The sequence below is a fragment of the Pseudomonas putida genome (assembly GCF_028682475.1).
Lineage (GTDB): Bacteria > Pseudomonadota > Gammaproteobacteria > Pseudomonadales > Pseudomonadaceae > Aquipseudomonas > Aquipseudomonas putida_AG.
Map to the genome: position 1 here is coordinate 126128 of NZ_JANHLE010000011.1, position 17753 is coordinate 143880.

At 61.4% G+C, this 17753-nt stretch carries 16 protein-coding genes; 7 read left to right on the forward strand and 9 right to left on the reverse strand.

Going from position 1 to position 17753, the window contains the following annotated elements; all coding sequences use genetic code 11:
* Position 1: 1 nt before the first annotated feature.
* The 6 genes from NPS47_RS11870 to gloB form a co-directional block, all read right to left on the reverse strand.
* Entirely contained in the window at positions 2-1021 is a 1020-nt protein-coding gene (locus NPS47_RS11870) for an ABC transporter permease (protein WP_274295139.1), read from the reverse strand.
* A gap of 1 nt (position 1022) precedes the next feature.
* A complete protein-coding gene (locus NPS47_RS11875; RefSeq protein WP_274295140.1) occupies positions 1023-2096 on the reverse strand; it encodes a microcin C ABC transporter permease YejB in 1074 nt (357 codons plus the stop codon).
* Position 2097: 1 nt separating this feature from the next.
* Entirely contained in the window at positions 2098-3951 is a 1854-nt protein-coding gene (locus NPS47_RS11880; protein ID WP_274295141.1) for an extracellular solute-binding protein, read from the reverse strand.
* A complete protein-coding gene (locus tag NPS47_RS11885) occupies positions 3948-5780 on the reverse strand; it encodes an extracellular solute-binding protein (RefSeq protein WP_425313502.1) in 1833 nt (610 codons plus the stop codon). The genes NPS47_RS11880 and NPS47_RS11885 overlap by 4 nt, the downstream gene beginning before the upstream one ends.
* 124 nt (positions 5781-5904) lie before the next feature.
* A complete protein-coding gene (locus NPS47_RS11890) occupies positions 5905-7326 on the reverse strand; it encodes a transglycosylase SLT domain-containing protein (RefSeq protein WP_274295142.1) in 1422 nt (473 codons plus the stop codon).
* Positions 7327-7425: 99 nt separating this feature from the next.
* Complete coding sequence (gene gloB, locus NPS47_RS11895; RefSeq protein ID WP_274295143.1) at positions 7426-8205, reverse strand: hydroxyacylglutathione hydrolase; 780 nt, start codon at positions 8203-8205, stop codon at positions 7426-7428.
* 79 nt (positions 8206-8284) lie between these two features.
* Between gloB and NPS47_RS11900 the strand changes: the two genes are divergently transcribed.
* From NPS47_RS11900 to NPS47_RS11915, 4 genes are all read left to right on the forward strand, one after another.
* Positions 8285-9043: a class I SAM-dependent methyltransferase gene (locus tag NPS47_RS11900; RefSeq protein WP_038613021.1), complete on the forward strand. Its 759-nt coding sequence runs from the start codon at positions 8285-8287 to the stop codon at positions 9041-9043.
* Between the two features lie 50 nt (positions 9044-9093).
* Positions 9094-9540: a ribonuclease HI gene (gene rnhA / locus NPS47_RS11905; RefSeq protein WP_038613019.1), complete on the forward strand. Its 447-nt coding sequence runs from the start codon at positions 9094-9096 to the stop codon at positions 9538-9540.
* 37 nt (positions 9541-9577) lie between these two features.
* Positions 9578-10375: a DNA polymerase III subunit epsilon gene (gene dnaQ / locus NPS47_RS11910; protein ID WP_425313503.1), complete on the forward strand. Its 798-nt coding sequence runs from the start codon at positions 9578-9580 to the stop codon at positions 10373-10375.
* A 77-nt stretch (positions 10376-10452) separates the two neighbouring features.
* Positions 10453-12714: an arginine/lysine/ornithine decarboxylase gene (locus NPS47_RS11915; RefSeq protein ID WP_274295145.1), complete on the forward strand. Its 2262-nt coding sequence runs from the start codon at positions 10453-10455 to the stop codon at positions 12712-12714.
* Here the strand turns inward: NPS47_RS11915 and NPS47_RS11920 are convergent.
* The gene (locus NPS47_RS11920) at positions 12698-12916 is read right to left on the reverse strand and encodes a hypothetical protein (RefSeq protein ID WP_274295146.1); all 219 of its coding nucleotides are present in this window, start codon (positions 12914-12916) and stop codon (positions 12698-12700) included. The genes NPS47_RS11915 and NPS47_RS11920 overlap by 17 nt on opposite strands.
* A 145-nt stretch (positions 12917-13061) precedes the next feature.
* Between NPS47_RS11920 and NPS47_RS11925 the strand changes: the two genes are divergently transcribed.
* Positions 13062-13616: an NADPH-dependent FMN reductase gene (locus tag NPS47_RS11925; RefSeq protein WP_274295147.1), complete on the forward strand. Its 555-nt coding sequence runs from the start codon at positions 13062-13064 to the stop codon at positions 13614-13616.
* An 81-nt stretch (positions 13617-13697) separates the two neighbouring features.
* Here the strand turns inward: NPS47_RS11925 and phnX are convergent, their stop codons facing one another.
* Positions 13698-14525, reverse strand: coding sequence for a phosphonoacetaldehyde hydrolase (gene phnX / locus NPS47_RS11930; RefSeq protein ID WP_274295148.1), 828 nt, complete (start codon positions 14523-14525; stop codon positions 13698-13700).
* A gap of 30 nt (positions 14526-14555) precedes the next feature.
* Entirely contained in the window at positions 14556-15662 is a 1107-nt protein-coding gene (locus tag NPS47_RS11935; RefSeq protein ID WP_274295149.1) for a 2-aminoethylphosphonate--pyruvate transaminase, read from the reverse strand.
* A gap of 112 nt (positions 15663-15774) precedes the next feature.
* On the opposite strand from NPS47_RS11935, the gene NPS47_RS11940 reads away from it, so the two are divergent.
* Positions 15775-16638, forward strand: coding sequence for a LysR substrate-binding domain-containing protein (locus NPS47_RS11940; protein ID WP_274295150.1), 864 nt, complete (start codon positions 15775-15777; stop codon positions 16636-16638).
* Positions 16639-16708: 70 nt separating this feature from the next.
* Positions 16709-17734 (forward strand): AraC family transcriptional regulator, encoded by a 1026-nt coding sequence (locus NPS47_RS11945; protein WP_274295151.1) that lies wholly within the window; start codon positions 16709-16711, stop codon positions 17732-17734.
* Positions 17735-17753: the final 19 nt, after the last annotated feature.

Genomic DNA, 17753 nt, shown 5'->3' on the forward strand with positions numbered 1-17753 from the left:
TTCATTTCCTCGGGTCGAAGGCGTCGCGGGCGGATTCGCCAATGAATACCAGCAGGCTGAGCATCAGCGCGAGTACGGCAAAGGCACTGATGCCCAGCCACGGTGCTTGCAGGTTGGACTTGCCCTGAGCCACCAGTTCACCCAGCGAGGGTGCGCCAGGTGGCAGGCCGAAGCCAAGGAAGTCCAGGGCGGTCAGGGTGCCGATGGCACCGGTGAGAATGAAGGGCATGAAGGTCATGGTCGAGATCATGGCGTTGGGCAGAATGTGCCGGAACATGATCGGCCCGTCCTGCATCCCCAGTGCCCGCGCAGCTCGCACGTACTCCAGGTTGCGGCCACGAAGGAACTCGGCGCGCACCACATCGACCAGGCTCATCCAGGAAAACAGCAGCATGATCCCCAGCAGCCACCAGAAGTTGGGCTGCACAAAACTGGCGAGGATGATCAGCAGGTACAGCACCGGCAGGCCTGACCAGATTTCCAGGAAACGCTGCCCGGCGAGGTCGACCCAGCCGCCATAGAAACCCTGCAGGGCGCCGGCGACCACGCCGATGATCGAGCTGAGGATGGTCAGGGTCAGGGCGAACAGCACCGAGATGCGGAATCCGTAGATCACTCGTGCCAGCACGTCACGGCCCTGATCGTCGGTGCCCAGCCAGTTCTGGGTCGAAGGTGGCGCGGGAGCGGGCACCTTGAGGTCGTAGTTGATGCTCTGGTAGCCGAACGGGATCGGTGCCCAGAGCACCCAGCTGTCCTTGGCTGCGAGCAATTCGCGGATATACGGGCTCTTGTAATTGGCCTCCAGCGGGAACTCGCCGCCAAATGTGGTTTCCGGGTAGCGCTTGAGGGCCGGGAAATACCATTCGCCGTCGTAACGCACGGCCAGGGGCTTGTCGTTGGCGATCAGTTCGGCGCCCAGGCTCAGGCCGAACAGGATCAGGAACAGCCACAACGACCACCAGCCGCGGCGGTTGGCCTTGAAACGCTCGAAGCGTCGACGGTTGAGAGGGGACAAGGTCATCTCAGTGCTCCCGGCTGTCGAAGTCGATACGGGGGTCGACCAGGGTGTAGGTCAGGTCGCCGATCAGTTTCACCACCAAGCCGAGCAGGGTGAAGATGAAAAGGGTGCCAAAGACCACCGGGTAGTCGCGGTTGATAGCCGCTTCGAAACTCATCAGACCCAGGCCGTCGAGGGAAAAAATCACCTCGATCAACAGCGAGCCGGTGAAGAAGATGCCGATGAACGCCGAGGGGAAACCGGCGATCACCAGCAGCATGGCGTTGCGGAACACATGGCCGTAGAGCACCCTGTTCGGGCTCAGACCCTTGGCTTTGGCGGTGACCACATACTGCTTGTTGATCTCGTCGAGAAAGCTGTTCTTGGTCAGCAGGGTCATGGTGGCGAAGTTGCCGATCACCAGTGCGGTTACCGGCAGGACCAGGTGCCAGAAATAATCGAGGATCTTGCCGGTGGTGCTGAGTTCGTCGAAGTTGTTCGAGGTCAGGCCACGCAAGGGGAACCAGTCAAGGTAGCTGCCACCGGCAAACACCACGATCAGCAAGATGGCGAAGAGGAATGCCGGAATTGCGTAGCCGACAATGATCGCCGAACTGGTCCAGACGTCGAAATGGCTGCCGTGACGGGTGGCTTTGGCGATCCCCAGGGGGATCGACACCAGGTACATGATCAAGGTGCTCCACAGGCCCAGGGAGATCGACACCGGCATCTTTTCGACGATCAGGTCGATGACCTTGGCGTCGCGAAAGAAACTGTCGCCGAAATCCAGGCGGGCGTAGTTCTTGATCATGATCCACAGACGTTCCGGCGCCGACTTGTCGAAGCCGTACATCTTTTCGATTTCCTTGATCAGGGCCGGGTCCAGACCTTGCGCGCCGCGGTAGTTGGAGCCTGCCACCGAGACCTCGGCGCCGCCACCGGCGATGCGGCTGGTGGCGCCCTCGAAGCCCTCGAGCTTGGCGATCATCTGCTCGACCGGACCGCCGGGTGCGGCCTGGATGATCAGGAAGTTGATGACCAGGATACCCAGCAAGGTTGGAACGATCAGCAGCAGACGACGAAAGATATAGGCCAGCATGCTATTGCGCCCCTGCAGTCGGTGGTGCGTCTGGCGCAGGGTTCACGGGCACGGCCGGTTCGACGTCCGGCTTGATCCACCAGGTGTTGATGCCGATATCGTACTTTGGCGAAACCTTCGGGTGGCCGATGTGGTTCCAGTAGGCAACGCGCCAGGTCTTGATGTGCCAGTTGGGAATCACGTAGTAGCCCCACTGCAGCACCCGGTCCAGGGCGCGGCTATGCTCGATCAGGCTTTGCCGCGAGTCGGCATTGATCAGCGCTTCGACCAGGGTGTCGATGGCCGGGTCCTTGAGACCGATGAAGTTGCGGCTGCCGGGGTTGTCGGCGGCGGCGCTCTGCCAGAATTCGCGTTGCTCGTTACCCGGCGAGTTGGACTGCGGGTAACCACCGACAATCATGTCGAAATCCCGCGAACGCAAGCGGTTGATGTACTGGGAGACATCGACCCGGCGAATCACCAGGTCGATACCGAGGTCAGCCAGGTTGCGTTTGAACGGTAGCAGAATGCGCTCGAACTCGGTCTGGGCCAGGAGAAACTCGATGGACACCGGTTTGCCCTGGGCATCGACCATCTTGTCGTCGACGATGCGCCAGCCGGCTTCCTGCAGCAGCTTGTAGGCCTTGCGCTGCTGTTCGCGGATCATGCCGCTGCCATCGGTGACCGGATTGGCGAACGCCTGGGTGAAGACCTGCTCAGGGATCTTGCCGCGCAGCGGGTCGAGGATTTTCAGCTCGGCTGCATCGGGCAGGCCTCTGGCGGCCATGTCAGAGTTTTCGAAGTAGCTGGCGGTTCGGGTGTAGGCACCGTTGAACAGTTGTTTGTTGGTCCACTCGAAGTCCAGCAACAGGCTCAGTGCCTCGCGCACCCGTACATCCTGAAACAGCGGCCGGCGAATGTTGAAGACGAAGCCTTGCATGCCGGTCGGGTTGCCGTTGGGCAACTCCTCCATGATCAGGCGCTTCTCGCGGACGGCGGGCACGTCATAGGCGGTGGCCCAGCTTTTCGCCGCCGTTTCCAGGCGGTAGTCGAACTGGCCGGCCTTCAACGCTTCCAGCGACACCGTGCTGTCGCGGTAATAATCGGTGGTCATTACGTCGAAGTTGTAAAAACCGCGATTGACCGCCAGGTCTTTGCCCCAGTAGTCCTTGACCCGCTCATAGCGCACCGAGCGTCCGGCCTTGACCTCGGCGACCTTGTACGGGCCGCTGCCCAGCGGAATCTCCAGGTTGCCTTTGGTGAAGTCGCGCCCCTCCCACCAGTGCTTGGGTAGCACCGGCAGCTGCCCGAGGATCAGCGGCAGTTCGCGGTTGTTGCTGTGCTTGAACTTGAACAGCACCCGCAGCGGGTCTTCGGCGATCACTTCGGCGACATCGGCGTAGTAACCACGAAACAGCGGCGCGCCACTTTTGATCAGGGTATTGAAGGTGAATACCACGTCTTCGGCGTGAATCGGGTGGCCATCATGAAAGCGTGCCTCCGGGCGCAGGTAGAAGCGCACCCAGCTGTTGTCCGGCGCCTTTTCGATCTTGCCGGCCACCAGGCCATACTCGGTGAAGGGTTCGTCCAGGCTCTGGGTCATCAGGGTGTCGTAAATCAGGCTGATGTCATCGGCCGGTACGCCCTTGTTGATGAACGGGTTGAGGCTGTCGAAGCCACCAAAACCGGCCTGGCGGAAGGTGCCGCCTTTGGGCGCATCCGGGTTGACGTAGTCGAAGTGTTTGAAGTCCGCCGGGTACTTCGGCGCTTCGTCGTACAGGGTCAAGGCGTGTTGCGGGGCCGCCAGTGCCTGGAAACTGAAGCAGGCCAGCAATAGGGCGCAGGCCTTCAGGCGCAGGCCGGGCAGTGACATCATTGGGCGTTCTCCGAAGGCATTATCCACCAGCTGTTGAGCCCCAGGGTGTAGGGCGGCGTGGTGACGAAGGCGAACCGGTTGCGGTAGGCCAGGCGGTGGTTGTCCAGGTACCAGTTGGGAATCATGTAGTAGTGCCACAGCAACACCCTGTCCAGGGCCCGTGCCGCTGCCATTTGTTCATCGCGGCTCTGGGCGGCGAGCAGGGTGTCGAGCAGGTGATCGACCACCGGATCTTTGACCCCAGCGTAGTTCTTGCTGCCTTTGGTCGAGGCCTGGCTGGAGTGAAAGTACAACCATTGCTCAAGGCCGGGGCTGAGGGTCTGGTTCAGGGTCATCAGAATCATGTCGAAGTCGAACTGGTCCAGACGTTGTTTGTACTGGGCCCGGTCCACGGTGCGCAAGCGCGCATCGATACCGATGCTGGCAAGATTTTCGACATAAGGTTGCAGGATCCGCTCAAGGTTCGGGTTGACCAGCAGCAGCTCAAGCTTCAGCGGGTTACCTTTGCTGTCGAGCAGGCGCTGACCCTTCAGCTTCCAGCCCGCCTGGCCCAGCAGACCAAGGGCCTGGCGGAGCGTCTGACGGCTGATACCGCGCCCGTCGGTGTGGCTGACTTTGTAGGGTTCGGTGAACAAAGCGGCGGGCAATTGCTCGCGATAGGGGGCAAGTAACAGCCACTCTTTGCCTACCGGCAGGCCACTGGCCGCGAATTCGCTGTTGGGGTAGTAACTGCTGGCGCGGCGATAGGCGCTGCTGAACAGCGCGCGGTTGGTCCATTCGAAATCCAGCATCAGCCCCAGGGCCTGGCGAACCCGGGCATCGCTGAAGGCTGCGCGGCGGCTGTTCATGAACAGGCCTTGGGTCTGGGTCGGGATCTTGTGCGGGATCTGCGCCTTGATCACCTGGCCACGGCGTACCGCCGGGAAGTTGTAACCATTGGCCCAGTTCTTGGCCTGGTGCTCGATGTAAATATCGAACTCGCCGGCTTTGAACGCTTCGAAGGCCACGGCACTGTCGCGATAGAACTCGTACTCGACCCGGGCGAAATTGTATTTGCCGCGGTTGACCGCGAGATCCTTGCCCCAGTAATCCTTGACCCGCTCGAACACCAGGCGCCGCCCCGGCTGGACCTGGGTGATGCGATAGGGGCCACTGCCCAGCGGCGGCTCGAAGGTGGTGGCTTTGAAGTCACGGCCTTTCCAGTAATGCGCCGGCAGCACCGGTATCTCGCCCAGGCGCAGGATTAGCAACGGATTGCCGGCGCGCTTGAACACGAAGCGGATGCGTCTTGGATTGAGGATGTCGACCCGCTGCACTTCCTGCAGGTTGGTACGGTAGATCGGGTGACCTACCTTGAGCAGGGTGCGGTAGGAAAACGCCACATCGCTGGCCGTGATCGGATGGCCGTCATGAAAGCGCGCTTCCGGGCGCAGGTTGAACACCACCCAGCTACGGTCCTCGCTGTACTCCACGGAGCCTGCGATAAGACCATAACTGGAGGTCGGCTCGTCACCCGAGGGGTCGTACTGGCCGGTGCCGACCATCAGCGGTTCGTTCAGCTCGGTTACCCCGTACTGCAAGAAGTTGGGGGTGGTGACCGGGCTTGAGCCCTTGAAGGTGTAGGGGTTGAGCGTATCGAAGGTGCCAAATGCCATGGCGCGCAAGGTGCCGCCCTTGGGCGCTTGCGGATTGACCCAGTCGAAGTGGGTGAATTTGGCTGGATACTTGAGCGTGCCGAACTGGGCGTAACCGTGGCTTTCGCTGATTGTCGCGCCCGCGGGAAAGCTCAAGGCCAGGCTGATTGACAGCAACAGGAGGGGACGTATCAAGTCGGCGATCCGATCCAGGCGGCTTGGGCTTTGTTCCAGCTACAGTAACAGCTTGTATCGGCTGGAAAAAGAGGGCCGCCAGGATGGTCGGCGAGGCTCCGGTTTAAGGTGCGGAGCCTGGTGCTCAGTGCGGCAGGTAAACGGTCAGGGTCTGACCTGGCTTGAGGGCGTGGCCGCTGCGCGGATTCCAGCGCTTGAGGTGCTGCATCTCGACGTTGAAACGCTTGGCCACCAGGTACAGCGAGTCGCCCTTGCGGACCTTGTACTGGGTGGATTTTTTCTGGTTCTTGTCCGGCACTGGCTGGGCGCTTTGCATGACCAGCGTCTGCCCGGCCTTGAGGCCATGACCGGAGAGCTTGTTCCAGCGCTGCAGGTCTTTGACGCTGACCTTGTTGGCCTTGGCGATGCTGCCCAGGCTGTCGCCACGTTTGACCCGGTAACGGCTGTTGCGGGTTGTGGTGGTACGCGGTGCAGCTTCGGCCAGTGCTGCTTCGAAGACGGCCTTTTTCGGCTGCAGCGAGAGCAGCTCTTCCGGCTTCATGTTCGACAGGCTGGCAGTTAGCAACTGCGCCTTGGCGGTCGGCACCAGCAGTTGCTTGGGACCGTCGACGGTCATGCGCTTCTTGAACGCCGGGTTGAGCTGGAACATCTCGTCTTCGTCGATATCGGCCAGCTCGGCGACCCGCGACAGGTCCAGGCGGTCATTGATGGCGACGGCTTCGAAGTAGGGTTCGTTGGCGATCGGGTTGAGATTCACGCCATAGGCCTGCGGCGTCATCACTACTTGTGACAGGGCCAGCAACTTGGGCACATAGTTGCGGGTTTCCTGAGGCAGTGGCAGGTTCCAGTAGTCGGTAGGCAGGCCGAGCCTCTCGTTGCGCTCGATGGCGCGGCTGACGGTACCTTCGCCGGCGTTGTAGGCGGCCAGGGCGAGCAACCAGTCACCGTTGAACATGTCGTGCAGACGGCTCAGGTAGTTCAGTGCGGCGTTGGTCGAGGCGGTGATGTCGCGACGGCCGTCGTAGAAACGGGTCTGGCGCAGGTTGAAGTGGCGACCGGTGGACGGAATGAACTGCCACAAACCTACCGCATGGGCCCGGGAATAGGCCATGGGGTTGTAGGCGCTTTCGATGGCCGGCAACAAAGCCAGCTCAAGCGGCATGTTGCGCTCTTCGAGACGCTCGACGATGTAGTGGATGTACAGGCTGCTTCTGTCGCCGGCGGTTTCCAGAAATGAGGGGTTGCTGGCGAACCACAGGCGTTGTTGCTCGATGCGCGGGTTGGCCGCCATGTCGTCCTGCAGGGCGAAGCCCTGGCGCATGCGCTCCCAGACATCCTGGGGCTCCTGCTCGGCTTGCTTGACCGGCACGAATACCGGCTTTTGCTTCATCCGGGCCTGGTAGTTGTGCGCGCGAACGCTGTCGGATTCGTCGAGCTGACGGGTGCTCTGGCAACCCACCAGGGTGGCGGCCAGGGCCAGCGCACTGGCTTGGGCCAGGCGCGTCAGGGCGACGGAATTGAAGGTTCTGCGGCTATTCGACGACATTGGCTGGGACAAAGTTCCGGGCAAAAATGTCGGGCGATTCTAGAAAGCAGCCCCTCCGTGGTCAACCTTTGAGAACTTCCAGGACCTAGCAGCGGCTGTTTAGAAGCTATCCTTCCAAGCCCGCAACCCAGCAAAAACAGCACTTGGAGTAAGGTTTTTTAGTTCATTCCGTTCGTCTAATTTTTCTTTAACGGATGTTTCGGTGGTGCGCAAAAAGGGGTTGGTCAGCTTTTCCAGGGCCAGGGTTGATGGCAACGTGATGCGATTGTGCGCCCTCATTTGGGTAACGTCGTCGAAGCGTTGGGCAATGTGCTGGTTATCGGGTTCAACTGCCCTGGCAAAACGCAGGTTGCTCAGGGTGTATTCGTGGGTGCAGTACACCAGCGTCTGGGCGGGCAAGGCTGCCAGACGCTCAAGGGAATGGTGCATTTGTTCGGCGGTGCCCTCGAACAGACGACCGCAACCTGCGGCGAACAAAGTGTCGCCACAGAACAGCAGCGGAGTGGCCGTTTGCCCGCAATAATAAGCAATATGTCCCAAGGTATGTCCAGGTACCGCAATGATCTGGAAATCCAGACCCAGGACGCGCACGCTGGCGTTGTCGTCGAGGGCCAGGTCACGCCCCGGGATGCGCTCGTGGGCAGGGCCGCAAACCCGCGCAGCGGTGGCGTTCTTGAGCTGCTCGACACCACCGACATGGTCGTGATGGTGATGGGTGATCAGAATGTCGCTCAGTTGCCAGCCGGGGTGATGTTCGAGCCAGGCCAGTACCGGTGCCGCATCACCCGGATCGACCACTGCGCAGCGCTGGTTGGCAGAATCCTGTAACAACCAGATGTAGTTATCGTTGAAAGCGGGCAGGGCATCGATCTGTATCATGGTGCGATTCGCCAAACGTGGGACATGGGTGCATCTTAGTAGTTATGCACGCTGTCGAGAACCTTCAAGGGAGACTGCAATGACCGATCAAGCCTTTGCCCAGGCCGATCCGCAGTGGCTGGAGCTGATCAGCCTGGCCCGCGATTGGTTCGCCGGCCCCCTGGGGCAGTTGATGCTGCATGAAGAACAACGCCTGCTCGAAGAGGAGCTGGGGCGCTACTTCGGCGGCTACCTGGTGCATTACGGCCCTTGTGCCGAAGCGCCGCCCAAGGCCCCGCAGGTGCAGCGCAATGTGCGCTTGGGCGCACCGCTGCCCGGGGTCGAGATTGTCTGCGAAGAGCAGGCCTGGCCGCTGAGCGAGCACGCCGCCGATGTGGTGGTGCTGCAGCATGGCCTGGATTTCAGCCTGTCGCCCCACGGCCTGCTGCGTGAAGCCGCCAGCAGCGTGCGCCCGGGCGGGCACCTGGTGATCATCGGTATCAACCCCTGGAGCAGTTGGGGCGTGCGTCGGGTGTTTGCCCATGATGCGCTGCGCAAGGCCCGCTGCATTTCCCCGTCACGGGTCGGCGACTGGCTTAACCTGCTGGGCTTCGCGCTGGAGAAACGCCGCTTCGGGTGCTATCGTCCGCCGCTTGCGTCGCCGGCCTGGCAACAGCGTCTGGCGGGCTGGGAGCGGGTCGCCGGTGGCTGGCAAGGCGCCGGTGGTGGTGTCTACCTGCTGGTGGCGCGCAAAATGGTGGTCGGCCTGCGGCCACTGCGCCTGGAGCGCCGTGAGCCGATGGGCAAGCTGCTGCCCTTGCCGATGGCCAAGGTCAACCGGCGCCATTCCGAACCCTGAGTTGCGCGCCTGCAGGGCGCGGGCTCCAATCATTGATGAAAAGGCTGTAAATGAGCGATAGCGTCGAGATCTTTACCGATGGTGCCTGCAAGGGCAATCCTGGCCCGGGCGGCTGGGGTGTGCTGATGGTCTGCAAGGGCGTCGAAAAGGAGCTATGGGGCGGCGAGCCGGAGACCACCAACAATCGCATGGAACTGATGGCGGCGATCAAGGGCCTGGAAGCGCTCAAGCGCGAGTGTGAAGTGTTGTTGGTTACCGACTCGCAATACGTGATGAAAGGCATCAACGAGTGGATGGTCAACTGGAAAAAGCGCGGCTGGAAAACCGCCGCCAAAGAGCCGGTGAAAAACGCCGACCTCTGGCAGCTGCTCGATGAGCAGGTCGGGCGCCACAAGGTGACCTGGAAGTGGGTGCGTGGACACATCGGCCATCACGGCAACGAGCGCGCCGACCAGTTGGCCAACCGCGGCGTTGACGAAGTGCGCGGGCTGCGCTGAACACAGCGGCCGCCACTTGCCCGCCAGCTGAGGTAGAATGCCCGGCTTTCACCAGACAAGCTGTACGCGACAGGAGACCACCGGCGTGGAGATTCAGAACAACAGGTCGGTCGTCCTCGACACCGAAACCACGGGTATGCCGGTTACCGACGGCCACCGGGTCATCGAGATCGGTTGTGTCGAACTGATGGGCCGGCGCCTGACCGGGCGGCATTTCCACGTCTATCTGCAGCCCGATCGCGAGAGTGACGAAGGTGCCATCGGCGTACACGGTATTACCGACGCCTTCCTGATCGACAAACCGCGATTTGCCGAAGTGGCCGATGAATTCTTCGACTTCATCCAGGGCGCGCAGCTGATCATCCATAACGCGGCGTTCGACGTTGGCTTCATCAACAACGAATTCGCCCTGATCGGCCAGCACCACCGCGCCGATATCTCCCAGCATTGCACCATCCTCGATACCCTGATGATGGCCCGCTCGCGGCACCCGGGCCAGCGCAACAGCCTCGATGCATTGTGCAAACGTTACGGCATCGACAACTCCGGTCGTGAGTTGCACGGCGCGTTGCTCGACTCGGAGTTGCTGGCCGACGTCTACCTGAGCATGACCGGCGGTCAGACCAGCCTGTCACTGGCCGGGCAGGGTGCTGATGGCGAGGAAAACAGCGAAGAAAGCCGTGGCAGCGAAATCCGTCGCCTGATCGGCCGTCAACCTGGACGCATCATTCAGGCCAGCGAGCAGGAGCTGGAAGCGCATCTGGCGCGCCTGGAAGCCATCGCCAAGTCGACGGGTGGCCCGGCGTTGTGGCAGCAATTGTCCGAGGCCAACTGAGGCGGAATCCGCGCAAGGGGGCTGGCGAGCTTCTACCCTGAAATGACCGACCCGTCATTCGCAGCAGGCGCGCCCTCATGTACAAGGACCTCAAGTTCCCGGTGCTGATCGTTCACCGCGATATCAAGGCCGACACCCTGGCCGGTGAACGCGTGCGCGGCATCGCCGAGGAACTGGCCCAGGATGGCTTCAGCATTCTTCCGGCCATCGATTATGCTGAAGGTCGCTTGCTGGCCTCGACCCATCATGGTCTGGCCTGCATGCTGATTGCCGCAGAAGGTGCGGGCGAAAACATTCACTTGCTGCAGAACATGGTCGAGCTGATTCGCCTGGCCCGGCTACGTGCGCCGCATCTGCCGATCTTCGCCCTGGGCGAGCAGGTGACCCTGGAAAATGCTCCTGCCGATGTCATGAGCGAACTGAACCAGCTACGCGGCATTCTCTATCTGTTCGAAGACACTGTGCCATTTCTGGCCCGGCAAGTGGCGCGGGCGGCACACAATTACCTGGACGGCCTGCTGCCACCGTTTTTCAAGGCCCTGGTGCAGCACACCGCGCAGTCCAATTACTCCTGGCACACGCCGGGGCACGGCGGCGGGGTGGCCTATCGCAAGAGCCCGGTGGGGCTGGCGTTCCATCAGTTTTTCGGTGAAAACACCCTGCGCTCGGATCTCTCGGTGTCGGTCCCCGAGCTTGGCTCGCTGCTGGATCACACCGGCCCTCTGGCGGCGGCCGAAGCCCGGGCGGCAAAGAACTTTGGCGCCGACCATACCTTCTTCGTCATCAACGGCACCTCCACCGCCAACAAGATCGTCTGGCATTCGATGGTCGGTCGCGATGACCTGGTGCTGGTGGACCGCAATTGCCACAAGTCGGTGGTGCACGCGATCATCATGACCGGTGCGATTCCCTTGTACCTGTGTCCTGAGCGCAATGAGCTGGGCATCATCGGGCCGATACCGCTGAGCGAGTTCGGCCCTGAATCGATCCGCGCGAAAATCCAGGCCAATCCGCTGACCCAGGGGCGGGCGCCCAAGGTGAAACTGGCGGTGGTGACCAACTCCACCTATGACGGGCTTTGCTACAACGCCGAGCTGATCAAGCAAATGCTCGGCAACAGTGTCGAGGTTTTGCATTTCGATGAGGCCTGGTACGCCTATGCCGCATTCCATCCGTTCTTTGCCGGGCGCTATGCCATGGGTACTTCACGCACGGCTGACAGCCCGCTGGTGTTCAGCACCCACTCGACCCACAAGCTGTTGGCAGCCTTCAGCCAGGCTTCGATGATCCATGTACAGGATGGCGGTGCACGACAGCTGGACCGTGACCGTTTCAATGAAGCGTTCATGATGCATATCTCCACCTCGCCGCAGTACAGCATTCTGGCCTCGCTGGATGTGGCGTCGACGATGATGGAAGGGCCGGCCGGGCGTTCGCTGTTGCAGGAAATGTTCGATGAGGCCCTGAGCTTTCGTCGGGCCATGGCCAACTTGCGTCAGCATATTGCCGCCGATGACTGGTGGTTCAGTATCTGGCAACCGCCGCAGGTCGAGGGTGGGCAGCAGGTGAGCACCGGTGACTGGTTGCTGGCGCCGCAAGCGGAGTGGCACGGCTTTGGTGAGGTCAGCGACGACTACGTATTGCTCGACCCGATCAAAGTCACCCTGGTCATGCCCGGGCTTAGCGCCGGCGGTGCCTTGAGCGAGCACGGGATCCCGGCGGCAGTGGTCAGCAAATTTCTCTGGGAGCGTGGCCTGGTGGTGGAAAAGACCGGGCTCTACACTTTCCTGGTGCTGTTTTCCATGGGCATTACCAAGGGCAAATGGAACACGTTGCTGACCGAACTGCTGGAGTTCAAACGCAACTACGACGCCAACACCGATCTGCTCGAAAGCCTGCCCTGTGTCGCCCGTCTCGATCCTCTGCGTTATCAGGGATTGGGCCTGCGAGATCTGTGCGACCAGTTGCACGCCTGCTACCGCAGCAATGCGACTGCCAAGCAGCTCAAACGCCTGTTCACCCGGCTACCGGAAGTGGTGATGAAGCCCGCCGATGCCTATGACCGGATGGTCCGCGGTGAGGTGGAGGCGGTGCCGATTGAGCAATTGCTCGGACGTGTTGCGGCGGTGATGCTGGTGCCCTATCCGCCGGGGATTCCATTGATCATGCCGGGCGAACGTTTTACCGAGGCGACCCGGTCAATCATTGACTACCTGGCGTTTGCCGCCGCCTTCGACAGCGGCTTCCCCGGTTTTGTCGCCGACGTGCACGGCCTGCAGCACGAGACCGGTGAGCAAGGGCGGATTTACACCGTCGATTGCATCAAGGAATGCGAATGAGCTCCACGCCACTGCGCGCCAGTTCGAAGCGGTTGTCGCCCAGGTGGTTGACCTTGTCACCGATGGCCAGCTTGTAAGTGGTGACAGGCAGGGATGCGGCACTACCGTCGGCCTCAAGGGTGGCTTCCTGAAACTCATGAACGGGGTAGATGCGGCCTTCTGCGTCCCGTGCATGAAACTGTCCGACCAGTACTGCTGTCATTTACCGTGCAACCTCTAAAAGTTTTCTGTCAGGCATAGACCACTGATTGGTCGGGTAAGTTTTGCTCGCGCGGAAAAAAACTTCAGGCGCTGGGTAGATCATCTATACCTACAAGTTCCTTTGTCCTACATGTCAGGAAATTGCCATGAGCCAGGTGTATTCGGTAGCCGTTGTCGTCGGCAGCTTGCGCAAGGCGTCCTTCAATCGCAAGGTCGCCCTGGCGCTGGCGCAGCTCGCGCCCTCGAATCTGCAATTGAAGATAGTCGAGATTGGCGATCTGCCCCTTTACAACGAAGACATTGATCTCGACCCGCCAGCGGCTTACAAGGCATTCCGCGAGCAGATCCGCAACAGTGATGCGGTGCTGTTCGTCACTCCGGAGTACAACCGCTCGGTGCCGGGGGTGTTGAAGAACGCCATTGATGTCGGCTCAAGGCCCTATGGGCAGAGTGCCTGGAGCGGCAAGCCGGGTGCGGTGATCAGTGTTTCGCCAGGGGCGGTGGGCGGCTTTGGCGCCAACCATCATCTGCGTCAGTCACTGGTGTTTCTCGATGTCCCGTGCATGCAGCAGCCAGAGGCGTATATCGGTGGGGCGGCGAGCCTGTTCGACGAGAATGGCAAACTGTCGGAGAAGGTCCAACCGTTTTTGCAGACTTTCATTGATAAGTATGCCAGCTGGGTGGAACGGCATAAGGGCTGAAATGGTAGGAGCGGGCTTGCCCCGCGATGCGCTGTGACTGACAGATCGCATCGCGGGGCAAGCCCGCTCCAACCGGGTGTCTTACACTGACTGCGGCATCTCACCCCGTGCCAGACGCTTGTTGATGTCGGCGATCACTTCCGGCAGCTCGTTGATGGTATCGATCAGGTAATGCGGACGTGAACCTTCGAAAAGCGCGTGAATACGCTTGCGTTCACTGTCGAGGGTGTCAGAGGCCAGGGCGCGATAGCCTTCATAGGTAAGGCCCAGGGCATTGCCCGAGCACACCAGCGCCACCGTCCACATGCCGGCGCGGCGACCTTCAAGGATGCCGGGCACGGTATCGTCGACCTTGACGCAGGCCGCGACATCGTCGATCCCTAAGGCAATCACGTTAGCCAGTGCCTGCGCCGGCCAAGGGCGGCCATTAGGGGTTTCATCGGTGGCCACGACATGATCGGCGACATAGCCATTCTGCGCGGCCAGCTCAACCACCTTGTCCATCACCACCTTCGGGTAGCCGGAGCAGGAGCCGACCTTCAGGCCGTCCTTGCGCAGACCGGTCAGGGTGTCGAGGGCGCCGGGGATCAGCGCCGAGTGCACGGCGATCTTCTCGATCTGCAAGGGCATGAAGCGCTCATAGATGGCGGTGACATCGGCGTCGGTCGGGGTGCGACCGAACACCTTGCGATAGCGCTCGGCAATCTGCGGTTGGTCGCACAGGGTGCGGATATGGTCCCACTTGCCCATGCCCATCGGGCCACGGGCTTCTTCGATGGACACTTCGACATCGAACTCGGCGAAGGCTTCGACGAAGATCTGGGTCGGTGCGAAAGAACCGAAGTCGACCACGGTCCCGGCCCAGTCGAGGATGGCGGCTTGCAGTTGCGTTGGGTTGCTGTAGTTCATGTGCGAATTCCTAGAGAGAGTGGCAAGGCTTCAGATGTCCAGTACTTCCATTTCCCGCAGCACTTCGGCCACCGCATTCACCGCGGCTTGCATGCCGTCCGGGCCGACCACGCCGATACAGCCGACACGGAAGGTTTCGACCTGGGTCAGCTTGCCGGGGTAGAGGATGAAGCCCTTGGCCTTGACCCGTTCGTAGAAATCCTTGAATTGATAGCGTGGGTCGTTCGGGGCGTGGAAGGTGACGATGATCGGTGCCTGGATCTCGGCGGGCAGAAAGCTGCGCAAACCGATCGCCGCCATGCCGTCGAGCAGCACTTTGCAGTTGCTGGCGTAGCGCTGGTGACGGGCCGGCAGGCCGCCTTCCTCGTTGTATTGCAGCAAGGCCTCGTGCAACGCGGCGACGACGTGAGTCGGTGGGGTAAAGCGCCACTGGCCGGTCTTGGCCATGTAGGCGTGCTGATCCTGCAGGTCCATGGCCAGGGATGGTGAATTGCCTTCGGCGGCAGCCAGGGAGTCTTTGTGGGCGAAGACGAAGCCCATGCCAGGCACACCTTCCAGACACTTGCCGGAGGCGGCGATCAGGGCATCGAACGGCACTTCGCGGGCATCGATCGGCAAGGCGCCGAACGAGCTCATGGCATCGATGATCAGGCGTTTGCCGTGACGGGCGATGACTTCGGCGATTTCTGGCAGCGGATTAAGGATGCCGGTGCTGGTTTCGCAGTGGATCAGCGCCACATGGGTGATGCCGGCATCAGCGCTCAGCAGGCGGTCGACATCGGCTGCGGTGGTCGGTTGGTCTTCAGCAGTTTCAAAGGTGCTGTAGGCGCGCCCCATAACCTTGCAGATCTTCGCCAGGCGCTGACCATAGGCGCCGTTGATCAGTACCAGAACCTTGCCATCACGAGGTACCAGGGTGCCGATGGCGGCTTCCACGGCGAAGGTGCCGCTGCCTTGCAGGGGCACACAGTGGTGGCTGTCGGCGCCGTTGACGATGGCCAGCAGTTGCTCGCACAGGCTGGCGGTCAGTTGGTTGAAGTCACGGTCCCAGGAGCCCCAGTCCACCATCATCGCTTGGCGGGTGCGGGACGAGGTGGTCAAAGGACCAGGGGTCAGCAGGATAGGGGCGTTGCTCATTCCGAAGTTCCTCACAAGCGGTGGGCTGAAACTACGGGGTCTAAGTTGCAATTCTGTGCGTCATCAATCAAATTGTTTGTTGTTATGCCAGCCATAAGTCAGGCCGATAGATATGAACCTGTTCCAGCTCCGTGCGTTTGACGCTGTGGCCCGGGAGGGCAGCTTTACCCGTGCTGCGGCGCGGTTGTTCATCAGCCAGCCAGCGGTCACCGGGCATATCAAGGCATTGGAAGAGCACTACCAGATCACTTTGCTGCGGCGCACTGCACGGCGCGTCGAGCTGACCGAGGAGGGCACCCGGCTGGCGGCGATCACGCGAGCGATGTTTGGTCTGGCCGAGGAAGCCCAGGCCATGCTTGAGGCCAATCGCCAGTTGCTTACCGGACGCCTGGAGGTGGCTGCCGATGGACCGCACCGGGTCATGCCGATGCTTGCCCAGCTACGTGCGCGTTACCCTGGCATTACCGTCAACCTGCGTCTGGGCAACGCTCAGGAAACCCTGGCCGCGTTGCTTGGCGAACATGCGGATGTGGCCGTGTTGACCGAGGTCGAACCGCGCAAGGGGCTGCACCTGCAGAGCTTGGGCGAATCGCGGATCTGTGCCCTGTTACCCGTCAGTCACCCGTGGGCGGACGGCAAGGGTGAGTTGCCGCTGGCCGAGCTTGATCGACAGATCATGGTGCTGCGCGAACCCAGTTCGATCACCCGGCGCACCTTCGACCAGGCCTGCACCGAGGCCAAGGTACAGCCACGGGTGTTGCTTGAGCTGGACAGCCGCGAAGCGGTCACTGAGGCGGTAGCCGCGGAGCTGGGCATCGGTATCGTTTCGTCGGTGGAAGTGGCTCATGATCCGCGGGTGGTGGCGCGTCCGATTGTCGGCGACGGGCTGATCAACCGACATATGATCGGTTGTTTGCAGCGGCGTCGTGAACTGCGCCTGATCCAGGCGTTCCTGAGTTTGGCCGAACAGCACTGATGCAGCGCTGGTATTCTTCAGCGGTCGGCCTAAGATGGCCGGCACAGAGCAACCGGGCGCCGGATGGCCGATGAGCGAGAAAGACACGATTTCCATGCAGCTTGTGCGCGAAGCGCTGTTGCAGACCTGTCCGGCAGGCCTGTCCGATGCCGGTATGTTGCTGCGTGCCGGCATTGATCCGGCGCAGCTTGAGTTGCCCCAGGCACGGGTTTCTGCGGACGCCTATGCGCGGTTGTGGCGGTTGCTGGCGCGTCGTTGCAACGACGAATTCTTCGCCATGGACCGGCGTGGTCTGCCTAACGGCAGCCTGGCCTTCCTGACACGTGCCGCCATGGCTCAACCGAGTTTGGGCGCCGGCCTGGATATTGCTCTGAGTTTTCTCTCGCTGATGCTCGAAGATCTGCAACCGGGCCTGGTGCGCCAGCAGAGCCTGGCCGAGATCGTCGTCAATGAACCGTGTGAGCAGCCACGCCGCGCGTTTACCTACTTTACCTTCTGGATGATCGTGCATGGCGTGACCTGCTGGCTGGCAGGGCGGCGTATCCCGATATTGGCCATCGACCTGCGCTGCGCCGAGCCGCCGTTCTGCGATGACTACCGGGTGATGTTCTCGGGGAATCTGCAATTCGACCGCCCGCGTACTCGCATGATCATTGCTGCGGATTGTCTTGACCTGCCGATAAAGCGCACCCCCCAGGAATTGCAGCGCTTTCTTGCCGAGGCGCCGGGTAACATTTTGGTCAAGTACCGTGACCCGGCAAGTCTGGCCAGGCGCATCCGCGCCAACCTGCTTGGCCTCGATCCCGCTCGATGGCCGGATGCTCGCAGCCTGGCCGACCACTTGTGCCTGTCCAGTGCGACCTTGCGCCGACGTCTGGCGGAGGAAGGGCAGACCTATCAGGGCCTGAAGGACAGTGTGCGCCGTGAGCTGGCAATCGCCTGGCTAGCCCAGGCTGAGCCGGGCCTGGTTGAGATCGCCGAGCGGCTGGGATTTGCCGACAGCAGTTCGTTTTACAAAGCCTTTCGCAAGTGGTTTGGCTGCAACCCGGGGCACTACCGCGCGCTGGTGCAGACGCGTGAAGGCGAGGACGGCTGAAGGGGTGGTCTTCCCGGTG